General features: G+C 62.4%; 28 protein-coding genes. 6 read left to right on the forward strand and 22 right to left on the reverse strand.

The window, feature by feature from the left end; all coding sequences use genetic code 11:
• Positions 1-637 precede the first annotated feature (637 nt).
• From AABA34_RS08450 to AABA34_RS08460, 3 genes are read left to right on the forward strand one after another with little or no spacing between them, the layout of a single operon-like run.
• Positions 638-1,312 carry a DUF6088 family protein gene (locus tag AABA34_RS08450; RefSeq protein WP_338304720.1) on the forward strand — a complete coding sequence of 225 codons (675 nt, stop codon included), beginning with the start codon at positions 638-640 and terminating at the stop codon, positions 1,310-1,312.
• A complete protein-coding gene (locus AABA34_RS08455) occupies positions 1,309-2,355 on the forward strand; it encodes a nucleotidyl transferase AbiEii/AbiGii toxin family protein (protein ID WP_338302248.1) in 1,047 nt (348 codons plus the stop codon). Before AABA34_RS08450 ends, AABA34_RS08455 begins: the two co-directional genes overlap by 4 nt.
• Positions 2,352-4,031 carry a VRR-NUC domain-containing protein gene (locus tag AABA34_RS08460; RefSeq protein WP_338302249.1) on the forward strand — a complete coding sequence of 560 codons (1,680 nt, stop codon included), beginning with the start codon at positions 2,352-2,354 and terminating at the stop codon, positions 4,029-4,031. Before AABA34_RS08455 ends, AABA34_RS08460 begins: the two co-directional genes overlap by 4 nt.
• Here the strand turns inward: AABA34_RS08460 and AABA34_RS08465 are convergent.
• The 4 genes from AABA34_RS08465 to AABA34_RS08480 form a co-directional block, all read right to left on the reverse strand.
• On the reverse strand, positions 4,028-4,663 hold the full coding sequence (locus tag AABA34_RS08465; protein WP_338302250.1) for a S24 family peptidase: 636 nt from the start codon (positions 4,661-4,663) through the stop codon (positions 4,028-4,030). The genes AABA34_RS08460 and AABA34_RS08465 overlap by 4 nt on opposite strands.
• A 300-nt stretch (positions 4,664-4,963) precedes the next feature.
• Positions 4,964-5,161: a DUF6961 family protein gene (locus tag AABA34_RS08470; RefSeq protein ID WP_338302251.1), complete on the reverse strand. Its 198-nt coding sequence runs from the start codon at positions 5,159-5,161 to the stop codon at positions 4,964-4,966.
• Positions 5,158-5,295, reverse strand: coding sequence for a hypothetical protein (locus tag AABA34_RS08475; RefSeq protein WP_338304779.1), 138 nt, complete (start codon positions 5,293-5,295; stop codon positions 5,158-5,160). The genes AABA34_RS08470 and AABA34_RS08475 overlap by 4 nt, the downstream gene beginning before the upstream one ends.
• Positions 5,289-5,732 carry a thermonuclease family protein gene (locus AABA34_RS08480; RefSeq protein ID WP_445083727.1) on the reverse strand — a complete coding sequence of 148 codons (444 nt, stop codon included), beginning with the start codon at positions 5,730-5,732 and terminating at the stop codon, positions 5,289-5,291. Before AABA34_RS08480 ends, AABA34_RS08475 begins: the two co-directional genes overlap by 7 nt.
• 219 nt (positions 5,733-5,951) lie before the next feature.
• Here AABA34_RS08480 and AABA34_RS08485 point away from each other — a divergent pair, with 219 nt between their 5' ends.
• Positions 5,952-6,161, forward strand: coding sequence for a hypothetical protein (locus tag AABA34_RS08485; RefSeq protein WP_338302253.1), 210 nt, complete (start codon positions 5,952-5,954; stop codon positions 6,159-6,161).
• 1 nt (position 6,162) lies between these two features.
• Here the strand turns inward: AABA34_RS08485 and AABA34_RS08490 are convergent, their stop codons facing one another.
• Genes AABA34_RS08490 through AABA34_RS08575 form a run of 18 tightly spaced genes read right to left on the reverse strand, consistent with a single transcriptional unit; the run spans position 6,163 to position 23,761 of the window.
• Positions 6,163-8,865, reverse strand: a complete 2,703-nt coding sequence (locus tag AABA34_RS08490) for a conjugal transfer protein TraG N-terminal domain-containing protein (RefSeq protein WP_338302254.1) — start codon at positions 8,863-8,865, stop codon at positions 6,163-6,165.
• A gap of 9 nt (positions 8,866-8,874) precedes the next feature.
• Complete coding sequence (locus AABA34_RS08495) at positions 8,875-10,311, reverse strand: conjugal transfer protein TraH (RefSeq protein ID WP_338302255.1); 1,437 nt, start codon at positions 10,309-10,311, stop codon at positions 8,875-8,877.
• Complete coding sequence (locus AABA34_RS08500; protein ID WP_338302256.1) at positions 10,301-11,113, reverse strand: conjugal transfer protein TraF; 813 nt, start codon at positions 11,111-11,113, stop codon at positions 10,301-10,303. Before AABA34_RS08500 ends, AABA34_RS08495 begins: the two co-directional genes overlap by 11 nt.
• Entirely contained in the window at positions 11,110-12,831 is a 1,722-nt protein-coding gene (locus AABA34_RS08505; protein WP_338302257.1) for a conjugal transfer protein TraN, read from the reverse strand. Before AABA34_RS08505 ends, AABA34_RS08500 begins: the two co-directional genes overlap by 4 nt.
• Positions 12,828-13,583 (reverse strand): type-F conjugative transfer system pilin assembly protein TrbC, encoded by a 756-nt coding sequence (gene trbC, locus AABA34_RS08510; RefSeq protein ID WP_338302258.1) that lies wholly within the window; start codon positions 13,581-13,583, stop codon positions 12,828-12,830. Before trbC ends, AABA34_RS08505 begins: the two co-directional genes overlap by 4 nt.
• The gene (traU, locus tag AABA34_RS08515; protein WP_338302259.1) at positions 13,580-14,593 is read right to left on the reverse strand and encodes a conjugal transfer pilus assembly protein TraU; all 1,014 of its coding nucleotides are present in this window, start codon (positions 14,591-14,593) and stop codon (positions 13,580-13,582) included. The genes trbC and traU overlap by 4 nt, the downstream gene beginning before the upstream one ends.
• Positions 14,590-15,222, reverse strand: coding sequence for a type-F conjugative transfer system protein TraW (gene traW / locus AABA34_RS08520; protein WP_338302260.1), 633 nt, complete (start codon positions 15,220-15,222; stop codon positions 14,590-14,592). Before traW ends, traU begins: the two co-directional genes overlap by 4 nt.
• Entirely contained in the window at positions 15,222-15,728 is a 507-nt protein-coding gene (locus AABA34_RS08525) for a S26 family signal peptidase (protein WP_338302261.1), read from the reverse strand. Before AABA34_RS08525 ends, traW begins: the two co-directional genes overlap by 1 nt.
• Positions 15,725-16,105: a TrbI F-type domain-containing protein gene (locus tag AABA34_RS08530; RefSeq protein WP_338302262.1), complete on the reverse strand. Its 381-nt coding sequence runs from the start codon at positions 16,103-16,105 to the stop codon at positions 15,725-15,727. The genes AABA34_RS08525 and AABA34_RS08530 overlap by 4 nt, the downstream gene beginning before the upstream one ends.
• Positions 16,098-16,505, reverse strand: a complete 408-nt coding sequence (locus tag AABA34_RS08535; protein WP_338302263.1) for a hypothetical protein — start codon at positions 16,503-16,505, stop codon at positions 16,098-16,100. The genes AABA34_RS08530 and AABA34_RS08535 overlap by 8 nt, the downstream gene beginning before the upstream one ends.
• Positions 16,502-19,051, reverse strand: a complete 2,550-nt coding sequence (traC, locus tag AABA34_RS08540; RefSeq protein ID WP_338302264.1) for a type IV secretion system protein TraC — start codon at positions 19,049-19,051, stop codon at positions 16,502-16,504. Before traC ends, AABA34_RS08535 begins: the two co-directional genes overlap by 4 nt.
• Positions 19,048-19,632, reverse strand: a complete 585-nt coding sequence (locus AABA34_RS08545; RefSeq protein WP_338302265.1) for a hypothetical protein — start codon at positions 19,630-19,632, stop codon at positions 19,048-19,050. The genes traC and AABA34_RS08545 overlap by 4 nt, the downstream gene beginning before the upstream one ends.
• Entirely contained in the window at positions 19,629-20,507 is an 879-nt protein-coding gene (locus tag AABA34_RS08550) for a DsbC family protein (RefSeq protein ID WP_338302266.1), read from the reverse strand. Before AABA34_RS08550 ends, AABA34_RS08545 begins: the two co-directional genes overlap by 4 nt.
• Entirely contained in the window at positions 20,504-21,787 is a 1,284-nt protein-coding gene (locus tag AABA34_RS08555) for a TraB/VirB10 family protein (RefSeq protein ID WP_338302267.1), read from the reverse strand. Before AABA34_RS08555 ends, AABA34_RS08550 begins: the two co-directional genes overlap by 4 nt.
• Positions 21,787-22,542, reverse strand: coding sequence for a type-F conjugative transfer system secretin TraK (locus AABA34_RS08560; RefSeq protein WP_338302268.1), 756 nt, complete (start codon positions 22,540-22,542; stop codon positions 21,787-21,789). The genes AABA34_RS08555 and AABA34_RS08560 overlap by 1 nt, the downstream gene beginning before the upstream one ends.
• Entirely contained in the window at positions 22,539-23,108 is a 570-nt protein-coding gene (locus tag AABA34_RS08565) for a type IV conjugative transfer system protein TraE (RefSeq protein WP_338302269.1), read from the reverse strand. Before AABA34_RS08565 ends, AABA34_RS08560 begins: the two co-directional genes overlap by 4 nt.
• 12 nt (positions 23,109-23,120) lie before the next feature.
• Positions 23,121-23,408 carry a type IV conjugative transfer system protein TraL gene (gene traL / locus AABA34_RS08570; RefSeq protein ID WP_011413833.1) on the reverse strand — a complete coding sequence of 96 codons (288 nt, stop codon included), beginning with the start codon at positions 23,406-23,408 and terminating at the stop codon, positions 23,121-23,123.
• 26 nt (positions 23,409-23,434) lie between these two features.
• Entirely contained in the window at positions 23,435-23,761 is a 327-nt protein-coding gene (locus tag AABA34_RS08575; RefSeq protein ID WP_173214078.1) for a hypothetical protein, read from the reverse strand.
• A 363-nt stretch (positions 23,762-24,124) separates the two neighbouring features.
• On the opposite strand from AABA34_RS08575, the gene AABA34_RS08580 reads away from it, so the two are divergent.
• Both AABA34_RS08580 and AABA34_RS08585 read left to right on the forward strand, forming a co-directional pair.
• Positions 24,125-24,586: a hypothetical protein gene (locus tag AABA34_RS08580; protein ID WP_029140025.1), complete on the forward strand. Its 462-nt coding sequence runs from the start codon at positions 24,125-24,127 to the stop codon at positions 24,584-24,586.
• A gap of 1 nt (position 24,587) precedes the next feature.
• Positions 24,588-24,854, forward strand: a complete 267-nt coding sequence (locus tag AABA34_RS08585; RefSeq protein ID WP_010412637.1) for an AlpA family transcriptional regulator — start codon at positions 24,588-24,590, stop codon at positions 24,852-24,854.
• Positions 24,855-24,890 lie beyond the last annotated feature (36 nt).

Genomic DNA, 24,890 nt, shown 5'->3' on the forward strand with positions numbered 1-24,890 from the left:
GGCGTTGCACGGGTATCGATGATCTTGGTGAGCCTTCGCAAGTTTGCGCGATGTGTGAGTGCGTCGAGATACGATATGTTCATTTCATGGAGCATCCCGATTACCACGAACCGCTGGGCGTGGGTTGCGTATGCGCCGAACACATGGAGAATGACTACGTTGGGCCTCGCGCGCGCGAAACTCGCCTCAGGAACGAAACTCGTCGCCGATCGAAATGGATCAGTCGGAAATGGAGAACGTCTCGAGAGGGAATTTCGTACTTAAATGTTGACGGCTTTAATATTCAAGTTTTCCTGGCGGATGTTTCGAAACCGGGCTGGATGATCACGATTATGCGACGTGATACTCTTGACCGTATGTGCGGGCGAAAGCGCTTTCCTACCAGCGAGAAAGCGAAGCTGGCCGCTTTCGATGCACTAATATGGGCAAAAAGCAAAATTGGTTGATAGCCATGAGATTGCTGACGCGGCAGCCCGATCGCATGCCTTTAGTGTGGTAAGTCTGCGCGAGCAGATGTTCCCTTCCCGCGCCCTTAATCCGCGAAGTTGACAGCCGGCAAACGGCCCACTTTCCAAACTGCCTGTCGTCCGAAATCGGTATACATTCTTCGGACAGGAAAGCATCGACATTGTCCGAAATGTTGCTACATATTTCGGACATGAATGTAGAAGCCTCGCCCCTTAAATCGCAAATCCTCCAGCGCATTGCGCAGGGGGCGGAAAATACTGTCTGGACGCCATCGGACTTCCTCGACCTTGCAAGCCGTGATGCCGTCGACAAGACACTCCAACGATTGGTCAAAGCAGGTGACCTGCGCCGGATCGACCGTGGACTTTATGACAAGCCGGGCGTCAACAGCCTGACCAAAGCGAAAAGTGCACCTGATCCTCGTGCCGTTGTCGAGGCTGTTGCGCGCCGGGATCAGATACGTGTCCTGGTTGACGGCATGACGGCTGCCAATGATCTGGGGCTAACGAACGCCGTACCAGCCAAGATAGTCGTTCACAGTGAGGCGAGACCGAAGTCGATAAAGCTTGGCAACCTAACAATCGACTTCAAACAGACGGCCGCCAGCAAACTCTACTGGGCAGGGCGACCTGCCATGCGGATTGTGCAGGCTTTGCATTGGCTGCGGGACACAATGCCAAGTGATGACGTTGCAGAGTGGCGGGATCGCCTGAGCAGTCTGCTGGCAGATCCAGTACACGGCGAAAAACTGTGTGCAGATCTGGCTGATGGCTTTGCCACGTTACCCGCTTGGATGCAGGACTTCCTGCGCCCATTGCTGAGCGATCAGGCATCGCTATCGTGAACCCGGCATTCGATGAAATCCTGCGCGCCGATGCCGAAACGCGCAGCGGGCTCTATGCAGCAACTGCCCAGCGGCTCGGCACGACCCCGCAGAACGTCGAGAAAGACCTCTGGGTCTGCTGGACACTAGACGCATTGTTCAACGGACTTAGAGAAGGACCCAGGCTGCTATTCAAGGGCGGCACGTCTCTTTCCAAGGCCTTCGGTCTGATCGAAAGGTTCTCCGAAGACATCGATGTGACCGTCTTCCGCGACGACTTGGGTCATGCTGCTTCGATTGAGGAACTCGCAAAGCTCAGTCGCAAGAAGCGCGAAGCTGCGCTCGACGAAATTCGCGAAGCCTGCGAGGCCTACATCAATGGGCCATTCCTGGAAAAACTAAGGGCTCTCTGTGACGAAGCGTGCGCTCGCACGGGAATAGAGGCGGGCGCTCTTCGCGTCGAACCGGACCCGCATGATCGACAGACGCTGCTATTGGTCTATCCCAGTGCGACACCCACCGATGCCTATATCTCCAAGTCGGTGAAGATCGAGTCAGGCGCAAAGTCCGCGCTCGACCCGAATTCACTGCGAACCATCACTCCTTATGTCGACGCAGATATCCCGGGTACCGACATCGCCGTGCCAAACGTCACGGTGGTAGATGCCGAGCGAACCTTCTGGGACAAGGTCGTCATCCTTCATGGCTTGCGGCGCTGGTACGACAATCGGGGCCAGCTTCGCGGCAACGGGCAACGCATTTCACGACACTACTATGACGTTTCTCGTCTGCTCCAATCCGATGCAGGCCAGGCAGCACTCGCAGATACGGTTCTCGGCGAGGATTGTGTCGCCCACGCCCGCATGTTCTTTGATCGACCGCCATTCGACCTGGCCTCCGCACATTCACCCACCTTTGCCTTGTGTCCCGAGAAAGGGATGATCGATGATTTGAAGCAGGACTATCGTGCAATGAGCGTTATGATTTTCGGCGAACCGCCTCCCTTCGATGACGTCATGGATGCGGTCGCGGATTTGCAGAACCGATTGAATGGTCGGAAATGACGGGGTTCTTTGATCGTCTCTTCGGTAAGCGCGCGTCTGTCGGGGAGCGGCCGAACTCTTCTTCGCAGGCCAAATTGAACGTCGACGAGTTCGGTCACGGCCTCGTCAGCATCGATGAACTCGATTTCCTTGGCCATCAAGCCAAGTCGCCCAATAGTCGATACCGACTGGTCTGGGCCGACAGAACACCCGACGGTCGGCGGGGCGGAAACCGCGACAGCGGGCACGGCTGCTGGTTGCTGCTTCTTGACGACCGCATCGTCAAAACGGGACAGCTCGAACGGCCCCAGGAGGGAAAGGTTGCCGACAATGGCACGTTCATCCTCCACGACTGGATGTTCGGGCAAGGCTTGCAAGGCCGGTTCGTGGCATTCAACTCCAAAGGGCAAACGCTCATCGCGCAGCAATTTGCCGCTAACCTCATGAGCAACAGCCTTTCGCCTGATGCGCGAACTGCGATTTGCCAGACAGCCAATGCACCAGGAAGCGACGACAGCTGCCGGTACATGCTCTTTGATCTGGAAGCCGGAAGGGAAATCGCCCGATGGGAAGTCGAAACCGGCTGGGCCGAAGGCTATGAATGGGATCGTGAAGCCCACAGGGTATTGATCTGCCTGAGCGATGGTGAGCGTGCAGCTTACGACTTTACTGGCACGATGGTCGATCGGGCAGGTTGGCAGCGTCGGCGGATCGCTGCGGGCGACCTGAGAGTGATCAAGGATATCCTTGAAACACAGGTTCCGCTCGACAGTGAGATGCGCAAACTCGTCGTGGCCGGGCTCGCGCGTGCGGCGCGTGACGGAGAAGTCTGGAGCCAGGCGCGTGCATTGCGGCTCTTGGGCGAGTTGCACGAAACAGCAGGCGAGCTGGAGGAAGCAATCAAGGCCTATGATGATGCGCTCAGGTTGGATCCTAAGGTCGGCGTTGCAAGGCGGGTGGAAAAGCTCCGCAGAGAGGCCGGACCACAGGACATTCAAACTGCAGGTGGAAGGAAAAACCGCTTCGAAAAGCAAGCCGATCGTCTCGGGATCGGCCATGATGTGATCATGCTCGAAAAGGGCAGGGGCAAGGAATGGAGATTCCACAGAGCCCACGACTGGTCATCGGTCGAATTTGCTGCGCTCGAACATTATCACGAACAGGGATGGTCAGGCGCTGCATCCGAAGGCGGCCTGATTCTCACTTTGATCAAGGCAGCATCCTTCAAGAGCCTAGACCCGTGCCACGCAGATACTTTTGTCGAAGCTCTCTATGCGCAGAACGTTGCGTTCGATCAGGACCGGTTCTCCAAAAGCGACTTGGTCGCCTCGGTTTCTCGTTCAACGCGGTCACAGATCGAGGCCAACTGGAGAATAATCTCCGCTACCGCTGATAACACTCCCGCATTCTATCCGACCGTCCTAGCAGAGCACGTCTTCGGGCTATTCGATGCAATCGGGGCCGATCGACTTGCGGAAATCGCCGGAGTCTTTGCATCTGCCCCTTACGATCTCAGGTCTGGCTGGCCGGACCTCACGCTTTGGAAGGGAGAAGCCATCCGCTTTGTCGAAGTAAAAGCGCCTTCGGATAGTTTCCATGCCAGCCAAGCACGACTGATTTCGAAATTGCTGCAGCCGCTCGGTTTTGATGTTGGTCTTGCGGAAGTTCGAGCTAGATCGGAGAGTACAGGAGCCTAAAGCGCTCTTCCGAACCAGATGACTCTACCAACGACGTGCACATCGGAACGGTCCATATCGTGCCAAGTCGGATAAGCAGGATTGTCGCTCGCGATGGTGATCTGCCGACCACCTGGTTTGATCGCGATCCGCTTTACAACGAGGGTATCATCAGCGCGAAGAACGTAGATCCCGTCGCGCATCCGCGAGCCGTGATCTGACGCATCGACCAGGACCTCGTCGCCATCACTGAGCGTGGGTTCCATAGAGTCACCTTTAACCCCAACGATCGACAGGCTGGCGCTCTTCGCCGACGTCAGGTGCCGCAACCAGCGCTCGTCGAACCCGAACCGGGTATGTGCAGTCTCGCTGGCAGCAACTGCACCAAAACCGGCAGATGCTTCGACATCAAGAACGGGTATCTCGACCATGCTGTCGGTGACCGGATTGGCCGGACCGCCGAGCACCTGTTCGTCGACGCCAAAGAAACAGGCGAGCGTCTTTCGATCCTCATCATCGAGCTTCCTCGGTGAGCCCCGCTTGATGAATTGCTGCACATAGGCGGGGTTGCGCCCGAGCAGCCGCGAAATCGAAGCGTAGCCATATCCGCCCTTGAGGATCAGCCGGTCGAGCTCTTCCCTCACGTGTTCCATCTTTCCGTCCTTCGAATCTTGATCGTAGGAATTTTCCTAGACTCGCGGATGCGATCCTACTAAGAACATAACAGGAACACAAGGGATTTGCGAGTCGGAGCGAAAGGGACATGACCTTGCTGGAACGGATCGAAAAGCATCTGAAAGATCATCATATTTCGGCAACACGTTTCGGACGGCGCGCGGTTGGCGATCCGCGATTTGTGCTCGACCTCAGGATGGGACGCAGACCGCGCCGCAGAACCATCGAAAGGCTCGAAGCCTACCTGACTTCAGTCGAGGCTACCGCTCCCGACTGTATCAAGAGGAACGGGACGTGCGCTCGCCAAGCCGCTCATAGCGTTGCGCAACGTCCTGCCAAAGTTTTGCCCCGTATTCCTCGCCGGCCCGGGTCAGCTGATCGATCTTCGACGCAATGAATTCATGTCCGGCATCGCCGTGGTACTTCTCCACCCACAGCGCCATGCCCCAAAGCTCCTGATCGGGGGTGAGCGTCAAAAGAGTGACCCGATGCCCGCGATGAGCATGAGGACAATCGGAATACCCAGCAGCCATGCTTCGAGCTTCAATTTCCATTCCCGCTCGTTGCCCGCCAAGGGATCATCACTGTCCGGCCAGGCGCGCATCAGCACCACGGCTCCCTGCGTCCGGACCAGGTCCGGGCTAGTCCTTCCGCGACCAGCTGGTCGCCGATCGAGCGGCCATCGCGCATCAGGACACGGAGCTTACGACCGTATTGGTCTTCGTCCCGATTACCGATCGGAACCGCAGAGAACTCTCCCCGATTGAGCAGAACCACCAACCTGTCGCGTGCCTTTATGCCGAGATCGTATTCGTAATCGCATTTTGGCTGCGAGATTTCCGGCGTGTCGATATCCGCGATCCTGATTTTTACGCCTTCAAGCCAGATAGTGTCACCATCGACGACGCAAGTCCGCCTGAACATGCCGCAAACGGCAAAGCTGTGGGTCGTCCGCGCTTCGGCGCTTGCCGAGCCAAAAGGCCAGTAGATGCCGAAGAGGCCGCCCAGAATTCCAACGAGCAATCCTCCGGCAACAAGCAGCGCCAAGCCGCGCAGTTTGCCCTGATTCCGTCGGGAAACTCCTGCGCGAAAATCGAAGACATTATTCTGAGGTGATCTTCCTGCCATGCCACCTTCTTTCATTTTCGGGCCTGCAAGCCAAGATACCGTGCTCGCTTTCCCGATGATTTTCGGCTATTTTCTCAGCAACAAAATGGGGCTGAGAAGAGGAGAGGGCGGCTCCCTTCTTGTGAAGGAGAATGAGCGATGAGCGAGCCAGACGACACACCCCCGGGCGGCAAGGAGGGCTGGGAGGGCTTCCGCGAAGTAGACCGGGCCATCGCCGACAACCGCCTCACTTCCTACACTTGGAAAAAAACTTGGGCAGACCCGTGGGGCAAGCTAGGCCTGATCCTGTTCGCCATCCTGTTCGTCGCCTTTGTGATCTACGTGATCATCTACGATGGACTGATGTGAGCTACCATTCCTTTACGTCGTCCGCCGCATCGGCCGAGGCCCCCTTGGCATCGCGGGTCTTTCCGTCGAGGTAGCCCTTTACGGAACCGATGCTCTGTTCTCCCCGTCGCTGGACCCGATCGACATCGCGGGCGATGTTTTCTCGTTCGCTGGACGGGGTGCTCAGGCTTGCCGGCACACCGCCAAGCCGCACCGATCCCCGGACGCTTTCCGCACTGCTCACCGAGGGCCGAGCGACGGGTGCGGAAGGCGGCAAGACCAGGTCGCCTAGGATCTCCGCATTGAGCTGGTCCGCATAGCCCTCGACGAACCGCGCCTGGAGCTGCTGGCCCCGCGCGCTCATCTGGAAGTCGATGTCGTCAAAGCGCACCGGACCGTAGTAATCCCGGTTAGCCTCGATCTCCGCCATGCCCCATTCGCGATAGATCTGGCTGAGGTTGAGAGTGCCTGCGGCATTGGCACTTTCGTACCAGCTCGCCTGGTTCTCGAGGCGGCTGGCGATCTCCTCGGCACGCCGTGCTTCGCGGGTGTAGCTCTGCGCTTCGGTAATCGAAGTAGTGATCCCCGCCGAGCTGCTTGAGACCAACGCTTCCGAACTAGAGCTCGTCTCGCGCAAGAAACCTTCCCGCGTGCTCGACCAGCTACGGCTGTCCGAGATTTGGCGCAGCGCACCCGTGATGCGCGAGCGGTCTTCGGAGGCAATCCCGATATCGCTGTCGGTCCAGGTCTGGTTACGTCCACCTTTCAGTCCCAGAGCACCCTTAACAGAACCGCGCTCTCCTTTGACCCCAAGACCGGCATCGCCGTTCAAGAACCACGAAACAGTGATGTCATCGGCGGCACGGCGCGACAGCCCGAATTGCTGCTGAAGTGTCTTCGAGGCGTTGTCGACTTCGCTGAAGGCGCTACCGATGCTGTCGCTCGTTGACGTGCCACTGACGCTCTCGTTCGAGCGCGAGCGGGTGTAGGCATCGCGTAGCTCGCTGAAGCGGGTGACCGCCGAGCTCGTCGATTGCTGGGCAAGGTTCGAGAAAGTCTCGCTCTGGCCGCGGCTCTGGCTCGCCATGGTCGCAAGCCGGCTCGAGAAGTCCTGCCCGAGTGTCGGGGTGAACGGATAGCTCGAGGTCGGCACGGTGGCGAATTCGGCTTGAGGGAAGCCGGTGATCTGGGTGCCGTTTTCGCCCGTCGCTCGCGTCTGCGCGGCGCCATAGCCAATGCTGGGAGCAAGGCTGGCTTGCGCAAACTGCCGCGAAAACACGTTCGAGTTCTCAAGGCTGGAATTGCCGAGCGAAACATTGCCGGTGCTCGCTTCGCGCGCCGCCTCTTCTGCAGCGTTCTGGCTCGGGTTGAGGTAGCTCGTTGCCTGTCCCGATATTGCGAGCGCGCCCCTGGCGACGCCGCCGGCAAGGAACGGGATCGATGCAACGAGATAACCGGCCAGGATACCGATATCGTTGTTGACGTCGGTCATGCCTGAGAAGGTCGCTAGGCTGAGACCGGTTGCGCCGCCCGCTGCCGCCACATCGCTCGCGCCCTTGAGCATTAGGATCATGTGCAGGATGACGAAGAGCGGTCCCCACGCCGCTAGGTAGAAGAAGCCCGTGACATATCCTCTGAGCGCAATCGGTCCGGTCTTGGGCATCAGGAAGAGCGGGAAGAGCACCGGAAAGAGCGCGTAGAATACGACCGTCAGCACGACGTTGAGGATCGGGACCCACTTCATCGCGTTATGCGCGATCGAGGAATAGGTCCGTTCGGTCTGGATATCGGCGCGGGTCTGCGCGAACACATCGACGCTCGACGCACCGCTCGCTCCGGCAAAGCCATGCATCGCCTGGTTCATCGCGTTGATCGTGAGCACCTGGCGGAAGATGCTGCTTGCATCCTTCGAGACGCCTGTGAGGTACTGATAGGCAATCGGCAGGTCGGCGATGAGCTTGGCCTTCGCGAGCGCTTCGGTCTGCCGGGGGTAGAGCTGGCGCCCGGCGACCTGCGTCATCTCATCGATAAGCCCGGCCCATTGGCTGGAGAGCGCGGTGTATGCTTCGCGGCAGGTGATGATCGTGGCCGTGACGCTATCATCCGCCTGCCGGGTGACGAAGCGCTGTGCCCGCGCGGCACTGCCAGGCGCAATGGTCGCCCAGATATCGTTGCTTTCGGACAGTTCCTTCATGGAGTAGCGGCCGAGGAGCAGGTCGTAGAACACGCATTGCCGGACATGCTCGTCGAAATTGGCGGCAAACTCGGGATCGGCAATGCGCAGCGAGCGTGTCGCTTCGAGCAGGCGCGCGCCGTAAATCATGCCGTTCTTCGAATAGTTGAGATCGTCGGGAAGGCCGAAGACGAGCTCTGCGGAACGGGTGAGGTAGTCGCCCGCCTGGCTGGTGAAGCTTGCCATCAGGGCAAGACCGAGCGGGACATTGGCGACTGTCGCCGGTGCAAGGCTCGGATTGACACGGTCGGTGACCTGCACATCCATGCGCGGCACCATCAGGCACAAGTAAATGAGTGTCGCGCCGAGGAACCAGTTGAGCCAGGCGCGCCAGTCCTGATTGAATGCGACGACAATGACCGCAAGCGCGAACCCCATCACGAGTGCGACCTGGATCAGGTTCTTGTAGCCACCGGCCCCGGTCCACGAGGCGACGGCGTTCAAGACATTGACGATGTACTCACCGCCGCCGGTTGTGAAGATCTCGACCATGTCGCGGCCTCAGGGGATAATGGAGCGCGACTGGAGCCCGCGCGACCAGTCGAGCGCTGCGGACATCGAGGGCGACATCGAAGCGGCGAGGGCGTTCTCGATCATCGCGGTCTTCTCGATGATCTGCATGATCGCCGAGACCTTGGCCTGTCCGGTAGCCTGCCGCTGGACGAGGCCAGAACGCACTTCGGCGACCTGGCCGCGCCAGATCGCAAGCTTGGCTTCATCGGCGGCGATGAAGCTTGCCATCGAACGCCCGGCTTCGGACACGATCCGGTCGAGGATGGCATAGAGCAGGTCGATGCTGGCGATCTCGGCGAGCGTGTCGCGATCGTCGGTCGGCATCCCGCGTCCATAGGCGGCCTGGACGGTAAGGATCTTGTATAAGGGGATAGAGGCCACCTGCAGCAGTTCCTTTTCGGCATTGCCGATAGCGGTGTCGGCCCGGATCGCATCGACCATATTGCCGATGAGGAGCGCGACCCGCGGGCGGATGGCCTTTGCATTCGATAGGCTCATCTGCTCGAAGGTGGGATTGAGGCAGAGATCGGTCTCGTCGCAGCGGAAAACGCGCACGGTCTGCCCCTGCGTCCCGTCTAGGAGCGCGCTCACGAGCGTCGAGGACGCGTCGCCCGCGAACGGCACGAATTTGCCGGGTTCATCATCCTTGGGTGGCACGTAGATGACCGTGCCAATCAGCGTCATGGCGTACTCGGCGAGTTCGCGGTCGAAGGTACCGCCGGGGTTGAAGAAGGCACTCTTTTTCAGGACGTGCCAGGTGTAGTTGCGCGGCACGCCGGGATTGACGTCGGCGTAGTCGGTGCCGCCGCCTTCGTTGGTTGACGCGCGCTGGCCGCGCGTGCCGCAGCCGTGCTTGGCGGCCGCATAGTCGGTGAAGATACCTTCGGAATTCCCGATGGCTTCGCAGATCGCCTTGTCGGCGAGATCGCCCTTGGGCCAGAGGCCTCCGACCAGCCCCTGCGCCATTTCGCAGGAGTTGATCGAGAGATTGTTCATGAGCTGCGCCTTCTGGCTGAACTCTTGCATGATCTTGTTGCATTCGGGACAGACGGTATCGATCGCCAGGCTGAACGCGAACCCGACCGCGTTGTTGGCGACGGCTTTCAGAAGAGCGACCATCTCGCTCGCATTGATGAAGGAAAAGGACCCCGCGAAGATATCGATGCCCCCGCAGCCCGCCCTTGCGCGCGGCAGCTGGAGATTGGCGATGTTGGTCGTCTTCTGAGGGAAGCGCGTCCAGACATTGCCGAGGCTGTAATAGCCTGCCGACTGGCCTTCGAAGGCGGTCGGGCCGGTGACATTCGCCGCCGCGCCCATGTCATCCATGAAGCGGTCCATGCTGTCGCCAACATTCGCGGCGACCGGTGAGGCAACCATGCTGGCGGCGGCGAGGGTCAATGCCGCATTGCGGATGCTAGTAATCATGTCCGGCTTCCTTGGAGGTGAGAAGGTAGATGCGGTCCTGCAGCTCGTCGGCCGAGAGCACGCCGTAGCCGATCGGAATCGGGCGTTTGGTCACGCTGTCCCACAGCACCAGGGCGGGGGTGGCTTTGCCTTCGAGACCAAGCTTGCCGCGCTGGTTCGTCTCGACCCGATAGTCGGGAAAATGCCTGGATGGACCGCCATCGGTCGAGATCGCGCGCACGGTGATCCGCCAGCGGTCGGCGACGCCCTTCACGATCGGGCTCATCACTTCGCACGGTCCGCAGGTCGAACTGAAGAAATAGAACAGGCCGTAGCGCTGCGAGAGCGTTGCCATGACGTGATCGCGCTCCGCGCTGCGGGCATCCTGCCACTGCTTCTTGGCGACCGCTCCGACGGGGCGTTCAAGCGTGTAGTCGAGGTCCGGGTCCTGCCAGATCGCCCGCTGCCAGACATCGGAGAACAGCGAGGCGCGGTCGAGCTGCGCGCGCTGGAAGCGGATATAGGCCGCTACATTGGCCTCGGTCGGATAGAGGATCGCGCGCGCCTTGAGTTCGCGAAGCTCGGAGGTGATCGCGTCGAGTTCCTGCGTTGCCGCGACCGGCTCGGCTTCAGGCTCTTGCGGTTCATCTGCGGGTAAAGGTTTGACGCAGTAGAACCAGTAGCCGAGCTGGCGCTCTTCGCAGTAGAGCGCATCAGCCGAGGTGGGCGATGTGGAAGTCTGTTTCTCCTGGCCATAGGCCGAGGTGGTGGGAAGGGCGGCTAGGCTCAGGACGAGTGCCGCCAATCTATTGAAATGGGTCATCGGCCACCCCTTGCGTAGTAGTCTTCAATCTTCTGCTGGATGAGGATGCTGGTCTCGAGTTCGTCGGGTAGCCGTGCGGCATCTGTGAACTCGGCATAGACCTCGCTGAAGTCCATTCGGCTGAGGTCGAGGCGCGTAAACTCGTCGAGCGTGAAGCCCTCGCATTGCTCCTCCTTGGGTTTGTCCCACGGCTTGGGGAGCTGCTTGCGCCCCTGTTCCTGCAGGATGCGCGAGAGTTTGCTCTCGAAGCAGCAATAGGCCTTTTTCTTGGTCAGGCAGACGCCGAGGAACTTGTCCGAACAGTATGTGCCGACATAGGCGCACAGGCCCTGCGCATCGCGCTGGTGGAGCAGCACCTCTTCGCGGTCGCATCCGAGCGCGACGAGCAGGCTAATACCTGGAATGAGCGGGAAGCCCTTGCCCTTGCAACAATTGAGGACGCCGAAGACCTTGGACGAGCATGTGTTGCGCGTGCCGCGAAACAGCGTCAGCGTGTTCGGATCGAACTGGCCGCGCGCCTCGTCCATGGCGTGCAATGCGACCGCCGCATCCTTGAACTCGTCATTGGTGGTGCGCTCGATCGTCTCGCAGCTGCCATCAATGCAATAGACATCGCCGTCGCAGACATACTGGGTGGAGATGTCCGTACCGGGCAGGGGACATTCGTAGATGCGCTCCCAGGTCTCGCAGGGCATCTCGTCGGTGAGGCATTCCTCGCCGATGAACCGGCAGGTGCCCTGGCTTTCGATATCCGAACAGTCGCTCGCCGCCTCGCGCGATGTGCAGGTGTAGCTGCGCTGCCATTCCCAGCAGGGCCGCGTAACCGAGACACCGTCGATCACGCGGGTCTGCGGATCGGCATCGGTGCAGATCTCATTGTCGAGTGTGCAATCGCCATTATCGGCAAATCCGATGCACTGGCTCTCGTCGGAAAAGGTATCGATCGAGTTGTCCGTGGTCACCGCATAGGGCGTGTAGCGCGCATCCGGAGTGTCGCATGTGATTTCAGCGATGGGATCGCCAGGTTCGGTGCAGTATCTATAGAACTGGTCCTCCCGCCACTGGAGGCAGGGTCCGGGCCGATACCCGGTGATCCGGCACGAGCCACCATCGAATGCCGAGCACCAGGGATATCCATAGACTGTGCTCGTCTCGTTGCAGAGATAGTGCCATTGCTGGCGCCGGGTCACGTTGGCGACGAGCGGGACTTCGCACTGGCCAGCCGACTGGTCGATCCGCGTGCCAGTGTTGCAGGTAGCGGTGTAGGTCCCTGCCGATCCGGACCCGGTCGGCAGCGGCACGCAATTACCCTGGCCACCCGAGATTGCCATGCCGCTGGTGTAGTCGAGCGGGGTCTCGTTGATGGCGAGGCTGCGCGCAATGACGTCCTCGATCTCACTTGGATCGAAGCGCGCGCGATTGGCCACGCTGTCGCGCATCGCCCGATAGCCCTGGTGTCCGGTAGCAGCGGCGGCCGCATTGCTCTCGATCCGCTCGGGATCGTCGGCGAGCGCTTCCAGGTTTTGCACGGCGTCGCGGTCGTAGTTGGGAAGGTTTGCTGCATTGGGCTGCGATCTGGCAGCTTCTTGCGCTTCGCCGCGCAGGCTTTCGGCAAAGGCCTTGCCATCGGCCCGCGCGTCCTGCTGCTGCGCGGAAAGGGGCGCGGCGACGGCGAGAAGACCGAGCAGTCCTATGCGAAGCGATTGTATGAGCCTCATGGCCGTTCTCCTTCGAGCCTGCGGGAATGGAGGCGCGCGAGCTGCGCTCCTGGACCCCCTCCGGAAGCGAAGGTGTCGAGCACTTCGGCCACGCTGATATTACCGGCAATGCGGTCGTGCGGCGGCAAGACGTCTTTGCAGTCGAACCCGTCGCACGGGGCAAAATCGCTCGTGATCATCACGAAGCTCGGGGCAACCTCGATATCGAAGGCGCGGAACAGGCGCGGGTCGATCCCGAGCGCGCCGGCATCATCGCTATTGCTCCAGATAGCGGCGATGCGTTTCTTGAAGCGCGCGCTGTCGCCTTGGGGGAATCCGCGCAGTACGGTGACGCCGCCGGCCCTCGAGACATCGCGAACCAGCGCCTTCAATGCGGGCTCGGGCATTGCCAATGAGGCAAAAGCGATGAACCGGGGCGTATCGCCCATCGCTACGACTTCCGCATCGGCCTGGGCGCGGATCATGCCGTCGAGATCGAGCGGCCCGGCATTCGCGGTCGCCTGTGCAGTCTCGGCATAGGCTGCGCGATTGTCGAAAGCCGTTTGCTGAGCGGCGCGCGCGTCTTCTGCGAGGGCATCCGCTTTTGTCCTGACCGATGTGGCGAGAGCCTCGGCGTCGGCGGCATGTTCGGCCGCGCGCGCGCGGATCTCAGCGAGGTCAAGGTCGGGCCCGGCATCCTGCGCAGAAGCTGCGGCAAATCCGGCAGCGATCACCAGACTAAGGCCAACGAGTATGGGGAAAGCGTTTCTCATAGCGCGCAGCAATTCCTTTTGCGCCAGACGAGGTATCCCATGTCTTCGCCAATGGCGGGGATGACCTGTCCGGGGGACTGGAAGGTGGTTGAGGCACCCACGGGCGGGCAGGCGTAGCGGCCCTTGGTCGCCGGGTTGGGGTTGGTGGCCTGGAAGCGGTATTGCTGCTTCCTCATCACCGGCATCAGGTACTTGCCGCACAGGCCCTTCGACCCCATCGTCCCCCATGAGACGAGCTCGCGGTGGAGCTTGTAGGCGAAGCGCGAGAGCACGAGCCGCGAGGCCTGAACGTGTCCGATCGAAGCCGAGACATTGCCATTCATCGGGTACATCGAACCCTGGCAGCCCGCGCACCAGAACATCTCGTCGAGCGGCAGGTTCGCGGTCGAAGCAGCGCAATCCGCAGCGCACGCAGCAAGCGCCAGCGGGTTGGCAAACAGCACGGCCTCGGGATTGATGATCGCGGTGAGCTCGCTGTCCTGCCACAGCGGATCGATTTCGGAGATGTAGAGGATGTCGATTGAGCCCGGCTCAAGGCACAGGAAATCGGCGACGATCTCCATCCAGTAGATCAGCGGATAGGCGTACCAGTGGACGTGCCAGCTCGAATAATACTGGCTTGCACCGCCCACGGCCGAGGGACCCGAGATCGAACGGAACCCGATATCGAAGCCGGGGTCGAGCTTCATCCCGCCGAGGTTTACGAAGCACCATGGCTTCATGCTGACATCTGCAAGCCGCACCGGTTCCCAGAACCCCATGGCGATGCCGGGGCGAAGTCCGCAAAGGCAGACGGGCAGATCGGGATTGTCGGGATCGGGGCGATTGCTCGGCCAGATTTCGAGCCCGCCAACCGATATCGGGAACAGGCACGACCAGCAGATGTCGGTGATCGGATTGACGAACTGCCCGGTGCATTTGCCCGGCCCGGCATCGGCCGAGGCGGGCGAGGCAAGAGCGAGCGACAACGACGCTGTGACAAGGATCAGGAAGGCGCGGATGCTGCTCATGGCCGGGCCTTTCGGAGCGGCAGCGCGATCTCGCTCACTTCGAGGACACGCCCCTTCTGTCGCACCCGCGCGGGGACGGCCTTGATGCCGAACTTTTGCGTCAGCTTGCCGCCCTGGTCGAAATAGAAGCGGCGCTGGCGGGCCTTCATCAGCTCGAGCGGCGCGCCCTTCACGAGGATCAGCTTGGCATTGGCGTCCTGCCTCAGCGCCCAGGCGATCTGCGCAGGGTCGTCGCCGTCGAGAAAGAGGAGGTCGAAGCGCAGCTTGACGCTGTCGAGCGGATTGACCCGGGTTCCGGCGGCATGGATCAGCTCGCCTTTTGCGCCCCGGATGTCGGCAGCAAGCGTAATTGTCGGATCGAAGGCCCATTGGCGGCTTGTGCTTGCGCGGATCACGCCGGCAACCGGATCAGGCCGGTTGACGCGGGCGATCGTGCGACGCTTGAGTTCCTCGTTGAGCCGCGCGGTCTCGCCCGACTTTTCCATCTGGGCGAGGCGGGTATGGATCTGTTCGAGCAGGTCGCGCTCGATCACGGGGAAGACCGCTCCGCGCTGGCCATAGTCTCGCGCCTGCAGGCTGGCCGGGAGCGCAGCGAGGAGAAGGACGCCGAGCGGGGGGAGGGAGCGCATCACAGGATTGCCCTCCCGCTGCCGAGGATCTGCTCGCGGCAAACGAAACCGATGGCGCCGTAGCGGCTGTCGAGCCCGCGCGGATGGCCGGTTCCGGTGTAGTAGCAGCCCTCCGGGATGACTCCTTCAGGACCTCGCGTGAGCGGCACGCCAAGGCGGGTGACCTCGAGCAGGCTCGCGACCCTCTTGCCGTTGATGAAGACCGCATCGCCCTCGTGGCGCACGACATCGCCCGGCATGCCAAGCACGCGCTTGCCGAACATCTGCGGTCCCTTTCCGAAATGCCTTGCGACGAGTTCGCTTTGCGGCGGCTCAAAGAAGATCAGGCTGCCGCGTTCGATCGGCGCGTGCTTGTCGAGCCAGAACGCCCAGTTTGGCAGGCTCGGGCTCGCATTGATGAGGAAAGCGTGGTCCTTGCTGAAGGCATCGAGCGGCGCCCAGGCGAGCGGCAGCAGGACCAGCCCCGAGAGCAGCAGCGAACGGCGGATCGAGCGGGGCAGGCTCATGGCTGGATCTTCCCTGCGAGCTTGTCCGCAATGCGCTGCTCGAGTTCGGAGGTTGCGTCTTCGGCAGCGCCCGCGAGCACGGCCTCGGCAACCAGCACCACGCGGCCGTCATGGCCCATGTCGGCAACGGCGCTTTCGGCGGCCTTGAGGTAGGCAAGGCTAGCCGCTTGGACGACCGCCGGATCGGCATCGGCGCGCGCGGCTTCCTCGACGAATGTCCCGATGGTCTCGGCGAGCCGGACCGTGACGATCCGCTGCTCCGGGGAGCTGGTGACCTGCTGCGTGATCCACGCACCCCACAGGAGCGCGGCAACGAGCACCGCTACGGCGAGGAGTTTCGGGCCCAGCTGGCTAAGCGGGAGGTGCAGTCTATCCATGGCGGGGAGATCCTTCGGCGAGGCGGCGATCGAGGCGGCGCAGGAAAGCCGGCAGCCGCAGCAGGGTGAGGCCCCCGGCTGCGATGAGAAATGCGATCTGGAGGTCCTGCGCAAAGAAGCGGCGCGCGACCGGTTCAGCGGTGCGGTAATGGTCGGCAAGATTGCCGAGCTGCGCGAACAGCGCCGTGAGATCCCAGCCTGCTACAGCCAGGAACACGAACAGCGGCAGGCCGAGGACCAGCAGCAGCGTGCTCGCCGCGAAGCTTGCCGTTTCGATCAGCACCAGGCAGGTGCCCTGGAAAAGCGCCAGCCAGTCGAGCGCACGGTGCTTGTCGCGGGCTTGTCTGACTGACGGAAGCGGAACGCGATCGACGAGCGTGGTGGTCTCAAGCACTATCACACGCCTCCTTCCACACCTGCGACCAGCGCGACTGCGCGCTCCAGCGGCATGCCGTTTTCGACATGGCGGTGGATCGCGGCATAGGTGTCGGGATCGGAGGAGAAGATGGTTGCCGAGAGTGGGTCGAGCACCAGGCGTCCAAGGGCTTCCATCTCGGGACCTTTGAGGTAGATCTCGCTGTACTCGGTGCCCGAGCGCTTGAGGCTGCGGATCAGCGTCTCGGTCCGGTCGTCCATGTCGAGCCGGGCCTCCTTGCGGAAATCGGCGATGGTCTCGGGCTTCTGCTGGAGCACCAGCATCCAGTCGCTGTTCTCGAGCGCAGCCCGCGCGCCATCGGACTTGTAATAGTCGTTGAGCGACTGGGTGGCGGTCGCAAGCGCGCCGCCATACTTGCGCGCGGTGCGGGCATAGGTCTCGACGAACTCGCCCATCGAACCGCCCTTGAGCATCGCCCAGGCCTCGTCGATCAGCAGCAGCTTCTTGGTCGAGCGCGACGAGCGCGTCATTGCCTGGCCGGTCATGAACATGATCGCCGAGAGGACGACGCTTCGCAGTTCCTCGCGACTTGCCAAGTCACTCATCTCGAAGACGGTGAAATCGTCTTCGAGCGCGAAACTCGCTTTCCCCGAGAAGAACCCGGCATAGCTGCCACCGCGGCAGAAGGGCGCGATCGCTGTGGCTAGGTCCTTGCCCGCCTCGTTCTCGCTCTGATGGAGGGCATGCGCGACGTCGTCGATCGCGCCCCCGCTGCCGAGCGCATTCCAGACCTGTGTTACTGCACGATCGATGAGGCCGCGTTCGGTGTCAGAGGGCGCGGCGCTTGGCCGCGCCATCTGGCCGACGATCGCCTTGATCATCGCAAAGCAGTCGAGCCGGTAATCCTCGTCTTCATGCGCGCGGGCATCGTCGACCATCGAGAAGGGGTTGAGTGAGAATCCCGAGGCGAGCGTGAACTCGACGAAGCGGCCGCCCTGTAACTTGACCGAATGCTCGAAACTCCGGCCGTCATCGATCACGACCACCTTGGCGCCCGCGCCGCGGAGCGCGGCGCAGAGTTCCTGCAGCAGCACCGACTTGCCCGAGCCCGACTTGCCGCAGATCGCAATGTTGTGGTTGCCCGCCGCGTTCTCGAAGGGCGACCAGAAGAAGGGCTGGCCCCGCCGGCCGAGGAGCAGAAGGTGCGGGATCCTCCCGCCGAGATACTCGCCCTGCAGCGGGGCGATATTGGCCGCGGTGGTCGAGAGCATGGTCCGAAAGCGTTTGAGCCGCGCAAGGTCGTGGACCAAGCCATCGGCGAGGCTCAGCGGGAAGGCCGCGACCAAGCCCTGCAGCTGGAGGAAGCGCTCGTCGGCAAGATCCCATCCGGCCGCCTTGTAGATCGCCTTGACCGTGCGTTCGTGTGCATCGCCATCGCCGAGCGGCGAGATCGTGGTGAGGCCGTAGAACAGCTTGACCAGCTTCTTGCCTGCCTGGAGCTCGGCCTGGACATGTCTCCATTCCGCCGACTGCTCGGACAGTTTAGGCAGGAAACGTGCACTCTTCGTTTCCGACAGGCTGGTGGTGCGCATGAACTTGTAGCCTGCGCGCGCCGAGGCGGCTTCCTGGTCGGGATAATGCAGGCACAGCATTGTCGCAGCCGGGCAGGGAAAGCGCAGCTTGTCGGTGAACATGTCGCCGATGAGCCGCGCGCATTCCCACGGTGCCCAGCGCTCAGGGGTAGAGCGCACGCCGTAATGGCGCACATCGAAGCGGTCGGGATAGCATTCACCTACCTGAGGCACGCCATCTCGCGAGCGCCCGGTCTCGCGGAAGCGCTCGGTGCGCAAGATAAGCCGGTCGTCCTCGACCTCGAGTTCGATATCGCGGCGGATGGCCTGCGCGTCGAGCGTGTCCTCGCGGTTCCAGTGGGTGAGATCGGGTTCGCGCGCTGTCGTCGGCGAGGTGAGTTCGTCCACCAGTGCGAGCAGGCCTGCGGGCTCGAGCTTGTTCGATGCAAGGCCGAGCGAGTTCAGCATCCCCGCCATCCCGTCTCGGCATTCGGTGAGTTCGGCATCGGTGACGCTTCCAGGCACCGGAACACCGAGCGAGAGCACCAGACGCACATGGCGTGCATGAAACGGCGCGTGTGCCGAGCCCGACTTCCAGACGAGATCGTAGAGCCGGTTGGTGCGGGCCTTCGCGATCGCTTCGTAGATCCCGCCCTGCTCGTAGCGCGGCGCGAACCAGGGGCCGACGATGGCGCCGATGCGCGGAGACGCGAAGTTCAGCACCTGCAGGCAGGCGCCTTGCGGCAGGCTCTCGGAAAAGAACTGGCCGAGGATCTCACCTGTCCGCTCGTCGGCGCCGATGAGCGGGGTGACTTCGAGAATGAAGCCCTTCGAGTGCGCGTTGCGGTAGAGCCCCGGGCCCTCGTCATAGACGCGGTACGGAAGCCAGTCCGACAGCATGTCGAGCGCGAAACGCGGCTGCGCATGGTCGGCCTTCTTCGCATCGCCGAACAGGCCAGCAAGGAGCGCGTCACGCGCAGAGGATAGCGAGAGGTTCACTTGGGCTCTCCTTCGGACAGAACGGGGTGGGGCACCTGGCCGGGGGAGGGGGGACGACCAGATGCCCCGGGGTCCGGCGCATTGGCGCCGGGCAGCTCCGTCAAATCCTGCGAGGGGATGACCAGGACATCGGGAGGCTGCTTGGGGGAGGGATTGGAATGCCGGAAAGGACGCGCTTCTGCGGCGGCGGCCGGCCCGACATCCGCTTCAGCCGGATGCGCCAGTGCGCGCAGAACGTCGCCGGTCGAACGCGGCACACGCCAGCGCTCGGCAGCGCGATCGGGCAGCACGACATGAACAACCCGGGCCTCGTGGATGCGGCCCCCCTCGTCGCGGTAGCCCGCAAGGACGATCCGCAATCCGCGATCACCGGACCCGTGCGCTCGCGCAGGGGCATGACTTGGCCGTTCTGCCTGTGAAGCGCGGGTGGCGGCATCGTCGATCATCGAGGTCGGCGCGCAGCTTCCCTCCGGCGCGCGGCAGGAAAAGTCGCCCTTGACGTTGCCGCCAAGCGTCGCACAGCCGGCGATCATCAAGGCGAAGGTTGCCGTCGCTCCGACACGTGTCGCACGACCGCTCATTGCTTCGATCCGGTCTTGGCATTGGCAAAGGCGCGCAGTGTCTTGGCATCGCGATAGCCGTGCAGCACCGCACCGTCGCGCGCCCTGACGATCACCGGGGTTCCGGCAAAGCCGTTGGCCTGTGCAAAGGCTTCATTAGCATCGAGCGCAGCTGACTTTTTGCAGGTTGCGCGCGGTTCGAGGTGCTTGCCGGTGTATGCGGCATGGAGCGCCCCGACCGGATCGGCGGCGCAGATCACTGCCTCGGACATGCGCCGGCTCGATGCGCCGAAGATCGAGATCGGCCGTTCCTCGACAAGAACGCCTGCCTTCTCGAGCTCGCCGGTGAGCCGCTTACAGTAGCCGCACTGGAAATCCGAGAAGACAACCAGCTTCGGTCCCTTGGGATTGCCCCACAGGATCGCGCCTTCCTTGGGAAGAGCTTGGAGATCGACATGCGTCGCGGCCTGTCCGTCGCGGGTTTCGGCGATGTCATGCCGCCCGGCAGTGTCCTCGCCGGCAGCGCGGGCTGCGCCGGCGGCGAGCAGGTCGGGGTTGAGTTCGAGCAGGCGCGCGGCGGTCACGTCGCGCCGCTCTTCCATGTCGTAGAGCCGCCCGACGAAGAGGTAGCGCGCCGCTTCGTCGATGTAGAACAGCGTCTCTCCAGAGACGACCTCGCACCACGGCGCGAATGTCGTGCAATCGAGCGCGTCGATCGGCGTTCTGGGCAGACGCAGCTTGAGCGCTTCAACCACATTCTGCGTGATCGCGGCCTGCGCGGGCATGGCGGTTACGATCGCGACGCCGCTGGCAAGGAGGGCTGCTGCGCTGGCAGCAGCGAGCGATATGTGCGCGGCGCGCGCCTTGAGGCCGGGCCGCTGGTTCGAATAGTTCATTGGGGTGTGCTCCTGACATGGACGCCGTCGAGAAAGACGATTTCGACTGCGATGCCGGTCGGCATCTCGACGACGGGTTGGTACTGTTCTGCGCGTTCGATGAGGTATTTGCTGACCGTGTCGGCGGCTTCGCCCGCGCCCTGGCCAAAGCCGCCTGCGAGGATGTCGGTGGGCGAGAGCGCGTCGCGCCTGCCGTCGCTGCCGACAGACTGAGCAAAGATGCCGTTGGCATTGGCCGAGAAGCCGCGTCCGAACCCGCCGACGATCCCAGCGAGCAGCGCCTGGCTGACAAGGCTTCCTTCGCGGCTGACGACATTGCCGCGCACGCCCGACTTGCCGGCGAAGGCGATGAAACCCTTGACCTCGCTGACCGCGAAGCGTCCACCTGGTTGCGCACAGGTCATGCGCACAAGCTTGACGTAGACCTTCTCGGCCGAGAGATCGCCGCGCGCGGCGCCATTGACGAGGCAGCCGGTGAGATCGGTGGTGAGCAGCTTGTTACCCTGCAGCACGGAGCGCGCCGGCCCGGTGATCCGCAGCACCACGGGCAGCGGATCGCTTTGACTGGTCACGCCCGTCGAGGCGTCGACCCCCACGATCACGGTGGCAGGTGCATAGCTGTTGGGCGGCAGGTAATCGCGGCTTGCCTCGAGCAGCAGCGGCGGCGCGCTTTCGGTTGCCTTCGTCTTGGAGGCGCCCGGCTTGTCTCCAGCAAAGCTCAGCAGGCTTGCCTTGGGTTCGCTGGGTGGCTCGAGCGGTCCGGGAGCGAAGCCCGGAGCCCGCGGATCGACTGCGGCCACCGGCGTGACCGGGGGATTGGCGCGGACGGTTTCGAGTTCCGAGCGCAAGGCGGCGTTCTCCGCCGAGATCGCATCGATCGCCGCCTGACCGTCGCTGATCATCCGCGCGTTCTCGCCCCGCAGCGTTTCGAGCTCCTGCTCGATCGAGGCCTTGGGAAGCTGGCTTTCCTGCAGGTCTTTGATCGCGCGGCCCTGCGCATCGAGGCGGTTGCCATAGGTGGCGACGAATTCGCGCTGCGAGAGATTGCGATTGACCAGCGCGCCGGTCTCGATCGTGGTCGCGCCTGCGCCGTCGGCGCCGGCTTCATCCTCGCCGCCGAAGATGAACATCGAACCGGCGATGAGTGCCACCCCGCCGATGCCGGCGAGCAGCAGCTTCTGGCGCTGCGCGACCGTGCGGTTGAGATTGCGCCGGGCGTCGCCGCGCGTCTCGTCCCTGGGCGCTGCCGGGGGCGTATCGCGTCTGTCGGTTTCGGCCATTATTCGAGCCCTCCCTTGGTAAACACAAGGAAGGCCTGCGTGCTCTCGCCGGGCTGGAGGCTGTCGCGGCCATAGGCAAAGGCCAGCGCCCCGGCGGGCGCGTCGCGCTCACGTGCAAGGTCGACGGGCATCGGGCCAAGATTGCGCAGGGTGAAGGCCTGTCCGATCAGCTCGGCACCTTCGTATTCGGCGACCTGCTGGACTTCGAGACTGTCGGTTCGGCGTGGTCGCGAGAGTTCGGCGCGGGCGCGGAAGCCTGGCAGAACGCTGTCGCTCGCCATCGCCTCGATCAGCCGAATCGCGGCCTCGTCGCGGGTCGGGGCTTGGCCTTCCCACTCGCTCGCCTGGGATTTGGCGAGCGCGGGATTGGTAACAAAGAGCTGGCTCGCCTCTTCGCCATCGACGCGGCACGCGAACTTGTAGACATAGCCCGCGCTGCTGGTGGCAAAGAAGCTGACCCTGGCGCTCGCATATTGCAGCGGCACCGAGACATAGATGTCGCCGCGCACCGGCTCGTGGGTCACCTCGAAATCGTTGTAGGGATAGCCGCTTGCCATCTTCGAGACATTGGCAAAACCATCCTCAATGAGGGCGATACGGGTCAGCGCGCCGCGCGCGAGCACGCAGTCGATCGCGGCGCCATCGGCGGCCTCGACGAACTGGTCGGCATGTGCCGGAGAAGCGTAGGCGGTCGTGGCGATTGCCAGCGCGAAGCTGGTCAGCGCGGCGGGGAATGGGCGGGATAGGAGCGTCATGGATTCGCCTCCTCGTTTTCGGTTGGGAGCTGGCGGAAGCTGGTGAGGCCGAGGCTGAGGCCGCGGCGGTTCCAGCTGAATTCGAAGCTGCGCTGCTGGCTCGCGATCACCTGCGCGCCGACAAAGGTCTTGAGCGTTCCGGTGACGGTCGCGGTGAGCGCCTGCGGGTCGACCTCCATCCGCGAGATGACGAAGGCCTGGCTGATGTCCGAGCCGCGTTGCTCGTCGACGATCTTGACGAGCTCGGCCTTGAGGCGGCCGTGCGCAGAGGGATCTGCCACCTTGAGAACCTGCTCCATCCAGTAGTCGAGGCTCTCGGGTGCGCGATTGAGCAGCATCAGCGCGGTGTCGCGGGTGACAAGCTCGAGGTAGTGCGCATCGGTCGCGCCGCTGCCGAGCGTCAGGCGCTCGCTCGTGACAGGCACGAGGATCATGCTTTCCTCGCGCGTTGCCGCCGCGCCGACCGCCAGCAGGCTGGTAAGGCCGAGAACGGATGCCAGCGCGGCAAAGCGGTTACGCTGCTTGAGGTGACGCTGCGCTTCCTCGTAGGCGAATTCGTGTTTCATGGATGTCCTCCCTCAGCCTGCAAGCAGGCGACAGTGGGAGGGCGGCGTGGCTTTCAGCCCGAGGAAGCTCCCCGGCAGATACCAGTAGGCAGCATGCACCAGTTTCGACCCTGCACCTGAAGCTTTGGCCTTTCGAAGGGCGAACCAGGTCATGACCGATAGGCCGGTGCCGATGATGATGTGCTGCGCAAGGATGCCCCAGGCGAACGGGACGAGCAGTCCCGCAAACTCGTCGATGGTCCAGAAACCGATGAGCTCCGGATCGTCGAGCCGCCGTGGAACGAGGTATCTGTCGGCCATGCCGCCCTCCCGTCGTTAGACCGCGATCAGATGGTCGCGGTCACGACCGAGGTGACGATCGGCACACCGGTGCCGACGCCGATACCGACACCGACCGGGACCGCGACCTGCCCGAGGGCGAAGCGGCCCGAGGCGAGCGCGATAAGCCCGCCGGCAAGGCTGAGGACGGTGATGATTTTCCCGCCCGAACCTTCGAGGAAGTCGGTAAATTTCTGCAGCGCCGGATCAAAGGTCGTGTCGGCACCGGCATAGGCGGCACCGGCGCAGGCGAGCGCAATCGCGGCCGGAAGAATATAGTCGCGGGCACGAATGCCTTTAACGGATGGGCGGGGAAGGGTGATTGCATTGTTCATCGAGGAACTCCGTTTCGAACATTGGCAGCGATGCGTTCGCTGTATGTTCTTTCCTCGATTGGAAGGCAGGGTGTAGGAAAACGGAAACTGCCGCACGCGGCATTCCGACCAAGAGAAATCGTCGATTCTGGGCAATCTGACCGGGCTTTGCGCGACCGGTGCAGACATTGCGGCCAAGAATACCGATCATTGCGCCACCCATACCGAAATCTGAGATCGAGGGACCGGACTCTGCGCGAATCAAATCGTGTGACGATGAGCCAGTTTCCTACGAGTTCCTTATTTGTTCTTTTTCCTTTCCTACAGTTGGACGCGTCGCCTAGCCTGTTGGTGATTCGCTAAAGATCACCGGAAGCAGGAACAATGGCGCGAAACACAAACGACAAATGGGGAGAACTATCGCGAGGAGTCGCCGCTTTCCTCGACCATGCCGTGGACGAAAGTGGCAAGTCCCGGCGGACGATTGCCGCACAGACGAATATCAATAAGGACGCGCTCCGACGCATCCTCGCCGGGACAAGGTCAGCCACACTGCTTGAGGCGCTGGCCATCCTTGACGCGAGCGGTCACGCGCCGCGCACCTCCCTGATGCTGGCACTCGCGGGGTACTCGCAGCGTAGCAAGGATTGGCAGAATAGCGGCGTGCTGGAATTTCTTGAAACCTTCATAAGCGAGTTGCCGTCTGCTTTGGATCAAGCGCTGGGCGAGAGGCTGCTCGATGTGAGACCGCGCTGGGCAAAGGGGACCGCTCACCGCACCGCCGGTCTCCTGTCGGATCACCTCGCGCAACTGGAGCGGCAGGATGAACAAAGCTTCGCTCTCTGAAATGACGACTGGTCTCGAAACGGACGCGGAAGCCGTTCCTGTCGAGCCAACGCCAGACCGGCTCATTCGTCTTCCCGAGGTCATGGCGCGCGTGGGCCTGCGCCGAACGGCAATCTATCAGCGGATGCGCGAAGGCCGTTTTCCAAAGTCGCGTTCGCTCGGTCCCCGTTGCACGGTTTGGGTCGAAGCCGAGATCGATGACTGGATCGGTTCTGTTGTCGAACGCACCGACGAGATATGTCAGAACACGCCCCGAATTTCGAGATGATCATGTCTTGCGTCCCGTCACCGCTCGAATAAACGC

It is taken from the genome of Erythrobacter sp. Dej080120_24 (genome assembly GCF_036322605.1).
GTDB lineage: Bacteria > Pseudomonadota > Alphaproteobacteria > Sphingomonadales > Sphingomonadaceae > Erythrobacter > Erythrobacter aurantius.